Origin of the sequence: Gelidibacter sp., from assembly GCF_035515035.1 — a bacterium.
Taxonomy (GTDB): domain Bacteria; phylum Bacteroidota; class Bacteroidia; order Flavobacteriales; family Flavobacteriaceae; genus Gelidibacter.
The window spans coordinates 1-12760 of the sequence record NZ_DATJCA010000165.1 but is presented as its reverse complement, the minus strand read 5'-3'; the positions used below and the strand labels follow the sequence as shown (position 1 = coordinate 12760).

At 39.5% G+C, this 12760-nt stretch carries 15 protein-coding genes; 13 read left to right on the top strand and 2 right to left on the bottom strand.

What is annotated here, in order from left to right; all coding sequences use genetic code 11:
- The first annotated feature begins 289 nt into the window (after nt 1–289).
- Nucleotides 290–1096, top strand: a complete 807-nt coding sequence (locus VLZ86_RS13855; RefSeq protein ID WP_325452350.1) for an aspartate dehydrogenase domain-containing protein — start codon at nt 290–292, stop codon at nt 1094–1096.
- 140 nt (nt 1097–1236) lie between these two features.
- On the opposite strand, the gene VLZ86_RS13850 is transcribed toward VLZ86_RS13855, so the two are convergent.
- Nucleotides 1237–2394, bottom strand: a complete 1158-nt coding sequence (locus tag VLZ86_RS13850; protein ID WP_325452349.1) for a hypothetical protein — start codon at nt 2392–2394, stop codon at nt 1237–1239.
- 387 nt (nt 2395–2781) lie between these two features.
- Between VLZ86_RS13850 and VLZ86_RS13845 the strand changes: the two genes are divergently transcribed.
- The 3 genes from VLZ86_RS13845 (at nt 2782) to VLZ86_RS13835 (ending at nt 4740) form a co-directional block, all read left to right on the top strand.
- Nucleotides 2782–3168, top strand: coding sequence for a hypothetical protein (locus VLZ86_RS13845; protein ID WP_325452347.1), 387 nt, complete (start codon nt 2782–2784; stop codon nt 3166–3168).
- Between the two features lie 380 nt (nt 3169–3548).
- On the top strand, nt 3549–3935 hold the full coding sequence (locus VLZ86_RS13840) for a hypothetical protein (protein ID WP_325452345.1): 387 nt from the start codon (nt 3549–3551) through the stop codon (nt 3933–3935).
- A gap of 91 nt (nt 3936–4026) precedes the next feature.
- Nucleotides 4027–4740, top strand: a complete 714-nt coding sequence (locus tag VLZ86_RS13835) for a VIT family protein (protein ID WP_325452343.1) — start codon at nt 4027–4029, stop codon at nt 4738–4740.
- Nucleotides 4741–4822: 82 nt separating this feature from the next.
- Here VLZ86_RS13835 and VLZ86_RS13830 read toward each other — a convergent pair whose 3' ends face one another.
- Nucleotides 4823–5929 carry a mechanosensitive ion channel family protein gene (locus VLZ86_RS13830; protein ID WP_325452341.1) on the bottom strand — a complete coding sequence of 369 codons (1107 nt, stop codon included), beginning with the start codon at nt 5927–5929 and terminating at the stop codon, nt 4823–4825.
- Nucleotides 5930–6248: 319 nt separating this feature from the next.
- On the opposite strand from VLZ86_RS13830, the gene atpD reads away from it, so the two are divergent.
- The 9 genes from atpD to VLZ86_RS13785 all read left to right on the top strand — a co-directional run.
- The gene (atpD, locus tag VLZ86_RS13825; protein ID WP_325452339.1) at nt 6249–7658 is read left to right on the top strand and encodes a F0F1 ATP synthase subunit beta; all 1410 of its coding nucleotides are present in this window, start codon (nt 6249–6251) and stop codon (nt 7656–7658) included.
- An 18-nt stretch (nt 7659–7676) separates the two neighbouring features.
- A complete protein-coding gene (locus VLZ86_RS13820) occupies nt 7677–8063 on the top strand; it encodes a F0F1 ATP synthase subunit epsilon (RefSeq protein ID WP_325452337.1) in 387 nt (128 codons plus the stop codon).
- 2 nt (nt 8064–8065) lie between these two features.
- Nucleotides 8066–8389, top strand: a complete 324-nt coding sequence (locus tag VLZ86_RS13815; RefSeq protein WP_325452335.1) for an AtpZ/AtpI family protein — start codon at nt 8066–8068, stop codon at nt 8387–8389.
- Complete coding sequence (locus VLZ86_RS13810) at nt 8382–8693, top strand: ATP synthase subunit I (RefSeq protein ID WP_325452333.1); 312 nt, start codon at nt 8382–8384, stop codon at nt 8691–8693. Before VLZ86_RS13815 ends, VLZ86_RS13810 begins: the two co-directional genes overlap by 8 nt.
- Nucleotides 8683–9366: a F0F1 ATP synthase subunit A gene (locus VLZ86_RS13805; RefSeq protein WP_325452331.1), complete on the top strand. Its 684-nt coding sequence runs from the start codon at nt 8683–8685 to the stop codon at nt 9364–9366. The genes VLZ86_RS13810 and VLZ86_RS13805 overlap by 11 nt, the downstream gene beginning before the upstream one ends.
- Nucleotides 9367–9565: 199 nt before the next feature.
- On the top strand, nt 9566–9832 hold the full coding sequence (locus tag VLZ86_RS13800) for a F0F1 ATP synthase subunit C (RefSeq protein WP_325452330.1): 267 nt from the start codon (nt 9566–9568) through the stop codon (nt 9830–9832).
- A gap of 7 nt (nt 9833–9839) precedes the next feature.
- Nucleotides 9840–10610, top strand: a complete 771-nt coding sequence (locus VLZ86_RS13795; RefSeq protein ID WP_325452328.1) for a F0F1 ATP synthase subunit delta — start codon at nt 9840–9842, stop codon at nt 10608–10610.
- Nucleotides 10597–12135, top strand: a complete 1539-nt coding sequence (locus tag VLZ86_RS13790; protein WP_325452326.1) for an alternate F1F0 ATPase, F1 subunit alpha — start codon at nt 10597–10599, stop codon at nt 12133–12135. Before VLZ86_RS13795 ends, VLZ86_RS13790 begins: the two co-directional genes overlap by 14 nt.
- Nucleotides 12128–12760: F0F1 ATP synthase subunit gamma (locus VLZ86_RS13785; protein WP_325452324.1), on the top strand; the 633-nt coding region annotated here is incomplete at its 3' end. The genes VLZ86_RS13790 and VLZ86_RS13785, both read left to right, overlap by 8 nt.

Genomic DNA, 12760 nt, shown 5'->3' with positions numbered 1-12760 from the left:
GTTACAATAAAAAGTGATTCATAGAACTTGAAGACATAAAAAAAATTACAAATATGACATACACTAAATGAAATGCTAGCGTTTATTAGATTTATCAAGCCCATAACGCGCTTAGAAATTGGAAGATTCAGGAGGGCGAACTTTAATTAGCGATGAATTTTTTTTAGGACTAATAAATTTGCTATTTCTTCGAATGTTCAATCTCTAAAATAAAACGTGTATATTTAATCAACAACCCTATAGCTTAGAAGATTTTATTTGGGTTAAGTCTTAAAATAAAGAAGTTAAAATGAAGAAATATAAATTAGTCATAATAGGGACTGGTGCATTAGGCAGCATTATTGGAAAAGCAGTGTCTCAGGACTTGAGTGAAAACTATAAAATATTAGGTGTATTAAGTGGGAAATTAGAAAACGCCATAAAATTAGCAGATGAGATAGGTTGTAAAGCTTATAAAACCTTGGATGATATTCTTAGCGATAAACCAGATTATGTTATTGAAGCCGCCTCTCCCGAGGTGTTTAAGGATATCGGGGTTAAAATCTTAGCCAATGGGATTCATTTAATTCCCCTATCGATTGGTGCTTTTGCTGATCAAGAATTTTATGATACCGTTAAAGAAACAGCATTACAAAATAATAGTTGCGTTCATATCCCATCAGGAGCAGTAGGTGGCTTTGATGTTTTAAGATCTGCGATGTTAATGGGCGAGGTAAAAGTAAGTATGACTACAGAAAAATCACCTCAATCCTTAAATGGCGCTCCATTTTTAAAAGGCAGAGAGCTTTCTGAAGACCAGTCAGAAGCTATTTTCAGCGGAAGCGCAAAAGAAGCCATTGAACATTTTCCTAAAAATGTTAACGTTGCTGTGGCTACTGCTTTAGCAACGACAGGAGTTGAAAATACTAAAATAGCTATCCATAGTATTGCTGGGTCTAAAAGTAACAAGCATACCATCAAACTCGAAGGAGAAACCATTAAGATTGAGGTAATTATTGAAACGACACCATCTCAGGACAATCCTAAGTCGAGTGCATTGGCTGCATATAGTGTGATTGGTTTACTTAAAAACTTAGTGGCTCCCATTGTCTTTTAAGATACGTTCAACCAAAAAAGGCTCACTATAAAAAGCCAGCCTTTTTTACTTATAAATCTATACGATCTTCAAAAGATCGCCCATCCGAATAATCTACTGCGATTGAACACCATGATTTTTAGTCATAAATATTTTCAATCTTAATATCTATGAAGCGCATTTACCCTTGAGTTTGGATTAGGCATCTCTTCCTTCTCCAATAAATAAACAGCACCACCTTTAAGGAAAGTTTTTATTGCCGCCAAATTCATTAATGAAATATTTTTACCATTATCTTCTCCTTCTGTAACCGTTATGACGCCATTTTCTTCTTTGTATTGTCCAAAAATATCTTCTTGATTCTCACAGAATAAAGTTTCAATTTGGCCATTGATGGCTGCTGGTAAAATTTTGCCTATCCCAATTGACGTTGTCCCTTTACCTTGTTCATCCAAAAACCGTGCAATATGATCTTTTCGTTCTTGATCGAATACAGGTTCCATTCGTTCCCATGCCAATTCATGGATCTCGAACATATCGGTGTCACTAAAATCGATGGTGAGACTTTCTTCAATAAGATGGTTATAGGTATTGACTTCTTTATAGATATCAAAAAGTGGACTTTGCGCAGCAATTAACAAGGGCATGGTCTCTTCTCTAAAAATAGTGACAAGACCATCGTTTATGGCCCTAAAATACTTCTTGATTTCATTTTTTCTCTTACCAGTAGCTGCTTCTTGTCCGTGATACATGGTTTGGCCAGATCCTGTAGCGCCTGATCGGAATTGAAGGTTTTTTTCTTCATAATCAAAACCTACACGATCTTGTTTGGTTTCTGGGATCAAATCTTCTATATCAATTTCGGTAAAGCTGTGTCTCATACATTCAAATAATTTCACATTATCCCGATCAAGAGTTATCAAATAAAAACTTCCGTCGCCTACAAACATGGGCATCAACGGTTTTAAATAGAAGGAATTTGATACATAGTTAAACGCCTCGAAATGGACGGGTAGCGTGTGGCTTTCAAAAAAACCATCGGCTGCAAATATGGCTAGGCCATCCGATTGTTCTCTCCAGAACGAACTATTATCTATAAGGTCCTGCACAGGTTGGGTTATATTATTGATCCCGTCCTCATTAAGTCCCTTCTTTGCCAACTTATCCTTGACGTCTTTCAATTGGTTTTTTAGAGATAGTGGATCTTCTTCCTGTAATACTTTTTCACCCGCTCTATGTGTCGGAATAAAAATTGAAATACAGTTTTCTTGATTTACGTCGTGTAATTCGGCAATGTTCTTTCTTGTTATCAGTGTCATATTCTTTTGGTTTAACGATTAATAATTATTAGAAGCTTAATACTTCTTTACTAGTACTTTCCAAGGTACATTTAAAAATTCTAGGGTGAAATGACTTAGGTCAGTTGATCGATGATGGGGTCATGTGCAGACTTATATTGATGGCGCTTGAATCATATTTAAAAGGGAAGAGATGCTTAAGTTGGGATTATAGAAGAGAAAGAATAATAAAAGTGTGTAATGGGAAATTGTCGGCGGACTGACCCTGATCATTTCAATTCCCGAAATTCAGCTGTATGTTGGTAAATGGAAAAAGGTTTTATAAGTTTTATAAATAGTTATAAAATCTCAATAAAATGAATCCAAAATGGTTTCAAAGAATTACTAATTAATATAAAAAATTAAAAAATGAATAAATCTATAGCTCATAAGGGTGTAATATCCACATCAGAAAGACAAATTACCTTGTTTTATAATTCCAAGTCCCAAAGAGGAAAACAAACGTTGGCGTATGCCAAGACGCATGGTCTTGCTATAGAGGAAATAGATGTTTTAAAATGCACCATAACCGGTACTCAAATTGCAGAATTGGTAAACCGCTTAGGTATTGAAATTCAAGATTTGGTCAATCAGGAGCATTATAAATACAGAAATAAATTTATCGTACAAGATTTTTCCTGTGAAGACTGGATCACCATGATTCAAAACCATCCAGAAATTATGAAACAGCCAATTGCTTTGCGGGGCAGTAAAACCATTTTAGTGGAAACGCCTACAGATATCATGAAGCTATAAATGGAAGTTTATATGATGAAAACCTCTTGTAGTTTATGGTCGTTATCCTATCTCTTTAAAAACAACAAGATGCAGATGGGATCAGTTCTTTCAATAAATGAGAATCCATAAAAGGAAGAAATTGCCGAAACAGTTTAAGTTTTAATTGAGAGTGACCTGGGTCATTTCAAATTATAGCAATTTCAGATACCTTTGAAATTGTAGACGATGATGATTTTTAATCATCCTGTTAACTACTGACTTTTTAAAATTTATTCAGCCTCAAAATACCGACTTATTAAAGCATTGATTTTACAAATTAGCTCAAATTAATTTGGGGGAATTTAAGGAGTAAAAGCCAGATTGAAGCTTTGAGAAGTCAACTTTAAACACATTTTATCATGGAAAAACCAATTTTATATAATTCGAATAGAGAGTTTGAACACCAACAATGGAAAGGAGAAATTGCCTTTTGGAAAGAGGAGTTAAAATCTTTCAACATCAAATTAAGTGAATTTATCACACGCTGGGGAGAGAAAGAAGTACTTGACCGGATAGGAGATTATCAGAAACAGTTTATTTTTCATGGCGGAGTGATAGAGGATTTACTTGAAGCTCTTGAACGGCAAGAAGTGTATATAATTGCACAAAGTGATGCTGGAAAACTAAAAAACGATTCAGAATTGGTCAAACAACATAAGGCCTTTAGAAACCGAATGGAAATCCAAAGAGAAATATATGCCGAGCTTAAAAAAGACGTGTTTAGATTTTTAGAGAAAAACTTATAATATTTTGTAGGTAAACCGAAAGAGGTCTACAATTAAGAACGCATATGCCATCTCTGGATAATGCTGAAAAGAATTTAAATTACAGAGTTAGATGGACAAGAAATCAACAGATTTGGATACTTCTTTAGACAAGCCGTATATAGAACGCAGCAGGTGGTTAAGAGCAGCGGTTCTTGGTGCTAACGACGGGATTTTATCCACTGCCAGTATTGCCATTGGCGTTGCTGCTGGCAGTGATACGAGAGATTTTATCGTATTTGCGACATTGGCCGGATTGGTGGCAGGAGCTGTATCCATGACTGCCAGTAAATTTGTTTCGGTAAGTTCTCAAACAGATACTGAAAATGCTGAAATAGAGCGAGAAAAAAAGGAATTGGAGGAAATGCCCAATTTGGAGTTGCTCGAATTAGCGGGAATTTATGAAAAAAGAGGCTTGGCCAAAGAAACGGCGCTCCAAGTAGCTAGGGAGTTTACAGAAAAAGACGCTTTAGCAGCCCATGTTAGAGATGAATTGGGAATTAATGAAATCAGTCAAGTAAAACCTTTGCAATCTGCCTTAGCGTCAGGTGCGGCATTTGTGCTTGGAGGAAGTCTTCCGCTTATCGTAACCATCTTTCTTCCTGAAAAAAGTATGGAATATACCTTGTATGGATCCGCTATTTTTTCTTTAATAATCTTGGGCATCGTTGCTGCAAAAACCGGAGGTTCCAATATTTGGAAAGCCATTTTCAGAATTACCTTTTGGGGTACTTTAGCAATGGGCCTAAGTGCATTGGTTGGTCATTTCTTCGGAATGGATGCTTAGTATACTATTTCTCGTGAAGGGTTATCTTGGCGTGAAGGGTTTCAAAATCAATGGATCCAGATAAATGTCCCGATGAGATATGCTATCCTAAAGGCTCAATAAGTTTGTCCTTCATTGCTTTCATGACGATCGTGCGGTATGGATAAGGAATTTCAATACCCTCTTTATCAAAGCGTTTCTTTATACTTTCCAATACATCACATTTTAACGAAAATGAATCGGAATGGTTACGTACCCATGCCCACGCCCTAATGGTCATTGAAAAATCGTTTAGTTCAGTTAGCGCTGTTCTCACCAAGGGTTTGCCATTTTCGATATCAAATTGGGAACGGGTGTCAAGAATTAAGGGGTGGTTCTCGCATTCTTCCTGCATAATCTTTTTTGCCAAATCTATATTACTGTCGTAAGAAATCCCTATTTCTATGTGTTCACATAAGGTGTGCTCACCCAAATCGTAATTTATTAATTTTTCTTTATTGATGATCGAATTGGGAATGACGATCATTTTATTGTCGAAATTTCTAATGACCGTATGACGCAGCGTAACATCGGTTACCGTACCAACCATCGTATCAGAAACCTTAACGCGATCACCAATTCTAAAGGGTTTAAATGCAATAATAAAGAAACCTCCAGTGATATTTGCTAAGCCTTCTTGGGCGGCAAAACCAACAATCAATGCAATAATACCCGCGCCTCCCAAAGTAGTCTGCGCGACACCTTTTAGCGAAGGAAAAGCCAACGACCCAATTAAAGCGCCAATAAGACCAATAAGAATGATCACAACATAGCGGAAAAACTTATAATTGGTGGGGTCTTCTTTTTCTTCAAGTTTTTGTTGAATTTTATACTTGAACCATAAATTACTGAGCATTAACGCAATAATGGTCACCACGGATATCACCCCTATATAAAGAAATAGCTTAAAATACCGTCTTAAGATAAATTCCCTATCTACTTCAATAAAGATAAAAGCAAGTGCTGTTATGCCCAAAAGTACCCAGAGTGCTGTTAGGATATGTTTAATTAGATTTATTGGCCGTACCGATGCTCCCGGAAGTTTTTCTTGGATTTTATTGGTGAACCAGCCCCTGAGAAATCGTGTTATTAGATAAAGCACCACCACGGATGCAATAACAATTGTGGCGTAAATTAGATCCGCTTGATAGGTTTCTGAAAATTTGTTCATAATCACAATTTAGTTTTTTGAAATCTTATAGGGTTACTTTATTTCCACCACTAGATTTTAATGTATAAGGTTTTTGATATCCTCGCCTTCAGTATTTTCAGAAGATTTCGGTTCTTATCTTGGATCCATCAAAATTAACCCTTGACGAAATGGTATGACATGATATAGATCATTTCACGCGGATTTAAAGTTCAATATATTTACATATATAAAATTTGAATGGAAACTAAGTTTAAGGTCTCTTTGGGCAGCTGATAACGCTGTTACAGAAACCTTATCACTTATAATTTTGATCATTTTATAAAATTTCAGATACCTCATGCAAAACGAAATCACTTCTCAAAATAAAAGTATAGGTCACGTGGTTGCTGTGCGCGGTAGCGTGGTGGATATAAAATTTGAGAACAACCTGCCTTCCATTAATATGGTGGTAAAAACCGGGAAGGATCTAGAGATTATTCTTGAGGTGCATATGCAGCTTGATGATCAACATATTCGATGCATCGCGTTGAACCCAACCCAAGGCTTGGAAAGAGGAATGAAAGCCGTTTCGACCTATGCACCATTGAAAGTGCCGGTTGGTCCAGAAACCTTGGGGCATATGTTTGATGTTTTCGGAAATACGCTTGACGATTTCGAATTGCCACCAAACATGGAACGGCGCAGCATTCACAATCAACCGCCACCATTGACCGAACGCTCCACCACATCAGAAGTTTTTGAAACTGGTATTAAGGCCATTGATGTTTTACTGCCTTTGGAACGTGGCGGAAAAGCAGGTTTGTTTGGAGGTGCTGGCGTTGGGAAAACTGTTCTGTTGACCGAGCTGATCCACAATATGGTGAAAAACCATCAAGGCGTCAGTATGTTTTGTGGAATTGGTGAGCGGAGTCGGGAAGGTCTGGAACTGTACCAGGAAATGAAAGAAGCGGGTGTTTTAGAGGATATGGTCATGATCTTCGGACAAATGAACGAACTGCCTGGAGCCCGTTTTCGCGTAGGCCATGCGGCACTGACCATGGCGGAATATTTTAGGGACGACGAACATAAAGATGTGTTATTATTGATAGACAATGTGTTCAGGTTCATCCAAGCGGGAATGGAAGTCTCCGGATTGTTGGGACAGATGCCCAGCCGATTGGGATATCAACCCACCATGAGTACCGAACTATCGCAATTGGAAGAACGCATCGCGAATACAAAAACAGGAGCGATTACGTCCATTCAGGCGGTATATGTGCCCGCGGACGACTTGACGGATCCAGCTGCAGTACACACGTTTTCCCATTTATCTGCCACGATAACCTTGTCCCGAAAAAGAGCGAGTGAGGGGATGTACCCGGCCATCGATTTGTTGCAATCGGGTTCCAAAATGGCGACACCTCACATTATTGGGGAACGGCATTACACGATTGCACAAAAAATAAGGCAGACCTTGGCAGAATATGAAGAACTTAAGGATATTATCGCCATGTTAGGTTTGGAGCAGCTCTCGTTAAACGATCAAAAAACAGTGAACCGTTCCCGGCGACTTGAACGATTTTTGACCCAACCGTTTTTTACAACAGAACAATTTACCCAATACAAAGGAAAAAACGTGAGTTTGAAAGATGCCTTGGATGGCTGTGAGCGCATCTTAAATGATGAATTTAATGACTATCCTGAGAGTGATTTTTATATGATTGGGACAATTGACGAAGTAAAAAAGAAAGAACCAGTAAACGCATAGATGATGGAAACTAATTTAATGCAACTTAAGATTCTACTACCCTATGGCGTTTTTGCGGAAATAAAAAACGTGAAACGGATTGTGGTGGAAACTACGGACGGCTCTTATGGTATTTTACCTCGCAGACTTGATTGCACAGCCGCGTTGGTGACGGGGATTTTAGTTTATGAAACAGAGGATGAAGGAGAGAAATATATTGCGGTGAACGATGGTATTCTGATAAAAGCAGGAGCACAGGTGTCGATATCGGTTAGGCATGCCATTGGAAATGCACCTCTAGGAAAGTTGAGGGCCATGGTTGAAAAAGAAATGGTAGAACTGGATGAACTGGAAATACATGCCCGGAATGTGATGGCAAAATTAGAAACTGGCTTTTTACGAAATTTTCAAAATTTGAGAAGATAATTGTGAAAGAGGAAAAACCAAATAAGAACCGCTCCTTTGAGAAAGTAGTCGGCGATAAGGAAGAACGAAAACTTCAGGCACAACGCGAAAATAAAAGCGTTTGGTCCGGGCTGGGTTTATTTGGAATGATCGGTTGGTCTATTGCGGTGCCCACGATATTGGGTGCGGCCTTGGGGATTTGGCTCGATAAAACCTCCAAAGAAGATTTCTCTTGGACCCTGAGTCTCTTGGTTGCGGGATTGATGTTGGGGTGTTTGATTGCGTGGAGCTGGATCCAGAAAGAAAATAAGGAAATTCATAAAAAAAATAAAGATGGAAATGAATGACATACTAAGACTACTTCCAGCGGTATTGGCTGGAATGTTATTGGGGGTTATATTTTTTGGGGGACTTTGGCTCACCGTGAATAAAGGTTTGGGCTCAAAAAGGGCGACCCTAATATTTTTTGGTAGTTTGATATTAAGAATAGCGATTATCCTGACCGGGTTTTATTTTGTAGGCGGGGATAGTTGGCAAAAACTGATATCCTGTCTCGTCGGCTTTTTAATAGCTAGAATTGTGATTACCAACATCACAAAAAAACTCACGCAGACAAAACTATTCATAAAAGAAGTTAGCCATGAGAATTAGTCCGGATCAAATGATATTTTGGGAGTACGGGTTTATTAATATCAACCTCACTATCGTTACCACGTGGGCATTGATGCTTCTGCTCGCCCTAGGTGCGTGGCTGAGCACCCGAAATTTAAAATCGGAAATTAAGACTTCTCGCTGGCAGAATGTTTTGGAGATGCTGGTCATTATGATCCGAGATCAAATAAAGGAAGTGGGATTGAAAAAACCTGATAAATACATCGGCTTTATCGGCACCTTATTTCTTTTTCTCGCCGTTTCAAATCTGTTGACCATAGTGCCTTGGTATGAAGCGCCAACAGGATCGCTTTCTACCACAGCAGCCTTGGCGATATCCGTATTTATTGCGGTTCCCGTTTTTGGAATTGCTGGAGGTGGACTCAAAGGGTACTTGCGTTCTTATTTACAACCTAACTTTATTATGCTCCCGTTCAATATTATCAGTGAGATTTCAAGAACACTGGCATTGGCGGTCAGATTGTTTGGAAACATCATGAGTGGCGGTTTGATCGCTACGGTTTTGATTTCTATAGTACCATTTTTCTTTCCGATGATCATGAGCGCATTAGGCTTGTTGACGGGAATGATACAGGCTTATATTTTTGCGATTTTGGCAACGGTGTATATTGCGGCAGCTACGCAGGAGGAGAAGGAGATAGAGGGGGATTAGGGATTAGTGTGGAGCGGTGGGAAGTGAGGAGTGGGAGAGGGTAGAGAAAGTATTTTTCTAACTATGAGTCACAAAAACTTTGAACTTTAACTCGAACAAAATTGAATTTGAATTTGAAGATGAAAGCGAAGTGGGGCCATGGATAAACAAGAAAACGTTAAACGAGAAACTTTAAACAAGAAACTAAAATTTATAAAACATGGATAGCGTAACTATTATCGCAGTGGCATCAATAATCACTGCAGGAATTACAACAGGCATTGGCAGTATGATGCCTGCATTAGGAGAAGGAAGAGCGGTTTCAAAAGCATTGGAATCTATTGCGCAACAACCCGATGCCGCACCAACAATTACCAGAACATTATTTGTGGGTTTGGCCATGATTGAATCGACAGCTATTTATTGTTTTGTGCTGTCGATGATTCTCATTTTTGCGAATCCATTTTGGAATCATTTTATAGCATAATCATTTTATGGAAATCAACTGGTTTACAGTCATAGCACAAATAGTCAATTTTCTTATTTTAGTTTGGCTCTTAAAACGGTTTTTATACAAACCGGTATTAGACGCTATTGATGCTAGGGAAAATAAGATTGCTGCTCAACTTGAGAACGCTGCGACGAAAAAAGCAGAAGCCAAGAAGGATCAAGATCTGTTCCGTCAAAAGAATGAAGCTTTCGATAAAGAACGTGTCGCGAAAATGAATGCAGTCCACGAACAGATTGATTCTGAAAAGCAACGTCTATTGGAAGAAGTGAGAAAGGAATCTACGGTATTGCGCTCGAAATTCGAGGAATCGCTCAAGCAGCAAGAACAGGAAATAGTTGATCGGCTCAAGAGAAAAACAAAGGATGCCGTTTTTGAAATTGCGAGAAAAACGCTTTCGGATCTTGCGGATGTCAGTCTTGAGCTACAAGTGGTCACTGTATTTATTGAGAAAATAAGGAATTTGGATGGGGCGGCTAAAACAAAATTTATGGACGCGCTCAAAAATAACGAAGGTCCCATTACCATTAAAAGTGTGTTTGATTTAGCGGATAGTTCGAAACAGGAACTCGAAAAAGCAATGGAAAAAATCACCGAAAGGCAAAATGATTTTCGATATGAATTGGAACCGGAATTGGTGAGTGGCATTAAGATAGAAACGGCAAGTTACCAATTGTCATGGACTATTGATTCCTATCTGGAAGCCTTAAAAAAAGAGAGTATCATCACAAAGGAAAAAGAAAATGCGATCGACTGATTTAGACCAAATATTAGAGGATACCTTTCTGGAGATAAGCGACAGCAAGCAAAATTATGATCCCGCGATTCAATTTCGTGAGATCGGAGTTGTAAAGAATATTTCTGCGGGTATTGCCACGGTCACTGGTTTACCGGGAACAGGTTTTGAGGAGTTATTGGAGTTTCCCAATAATTTGTACGGCATGGCTTTTAATCTCGATGAAGATGAAATAGGCGTGGTGCTTTTGGGCAGAAACGATCGGCTCCAAGCAGGTGATCCTGTTTTAAGAACCCATCGGGTTGCCGATATTCCTGTGGGCGAAGGTCTAATTGGTAGGGTTGTCGATTCGCTCGGAAATCCGATGGATAATAAAGGTCCCATTTCGTTTCAACACCGTTATCCGATTGAAAGGCCTGCGCCACCTATTATGAGTCGCGAAGCCGTGAATGCGCCATTACAAACCGGAATTAAAGTCATTGATGCGATCATTCCCATTGGACGTGGGCAACGTGAATTGATTTTAGGCGACCGACAAACGGGGAAAACCTCTATTGCCGTTGATACCATTCTCAATCAACACGATAAAAACGTGTTGTGCGTGTACTGTGCGATCGGTCAACGTACCGCTGCGGTTGCCACAGTGATTTCTGAACTTCAGGAGAAAGGCGCCATGGATTATACCGTGGTTGTATTTTCTGAAGGTAACAGTTCGCCTGGGCTTCAATATTTAACACCCTATGCGGCCACTAGTATTGCAGAATATTTTATGGAGCAAGGACGCGACGTTTTAATTGTTTATGACGATCTGACCAAGCATGCGCGCGCCTATCGCGAATTGTCACTTTTACTGCGTCGACCACCTGGGAGAGAAGCGTTTCCCGGCGATATTTTTTATATCCATTCCAGACTTCTGGAACGATCAACCCATCTTAATGAAGCCAATGGTGGCGGATCTTTAACGGCTTTGCCCATTATAGAAACGCAAGCGCAGGATATCTCGGCCTATATCCCCACAAACATTATTTCAATTACCGATGGCCAGATCTATCTCTCGCCAAAATTGTTCGAGTTAGGTTTACTTCCAGCGGTAGATATCGGGAAATCAGTGTCTCGGGTAGGCGGTAAGGCACAGTTGAGAGCTTATCGGAAAATTGCTGGGAATTTGAAACTTGCCTACGCCCAATCTGAAGAATTGGAAACATTTTCGCGTTTTGGAACCCGTTTGGATGCCGATACCCAAAAAATGATTGAGCGAGGAAAAAGAATTCGGTTGATTTTTAAACAGCCTGAAATGGAGCCTGTTTCTGTACCAGAGCAACTTTTGGTGTTGATGGCGCTGATCCATGGTGTTTTTGACACTGTTCCTCTTGATAAAATCACGAAGGCTGAACATCTGATAAAAAAGAAATCGTCCCAAATACCTGATGCCGTGTTGCGACGGATCTTTGCCTCTGAGGCCTTGAGCGAGACTGATGAAGCTACTCTCGTCGCATTGGCAAAGGATGCCATCATAAATATTCCTGAACTCGAGAACCATGAGTGATACTTTAATCAATCTCCAAAGAAGACAGCAAAGCGCGGGCGATATGGCGTCGGTGGTCAGAACGATGAAGGCTATGGCCACGTCCAATATCACCCAATACGAGATGTCAGTAAACTCTTTACAGGATTATTACCGCACCATTTCCCTTGGGATCCACGCCTGTTTTAAAAAGGAAAGGATTTCGTTGATAGCCGATCATCATGATAAGAATAGATCAAAATCCGTGGCCATTATTTTTGGATCGGATCAGGGATTGGTGGGACGGTTCAACGATTCCATAAGTTCTTATGCGCAAGACATCATCAAAGAACTTCCTGGACAGACGGAAATTTGGGTCGTTGGCGAAAGAGTGTATGGCTTGCTTCTGGATGGGAAATTCTCACCTACCAAACGTTTTACGGTCCCAAATTCTGTGACTGCGATCACTCCTTTGGTCAACCAAATTTTAATTAAAAGTGAAGCCTATCGTGAGAAAGATCAGTTTTACAGCTTTTATATTTTTCACAATACGCCAACGGAAGGCGCCAATTACCGACCGGAAAGCCAACAGTTGTTTCCACCCGATAAGAAATGGGAAGAGGACATAGCAACCATGGAATGGCCGTCCCAGAATGTGCCACAAGTT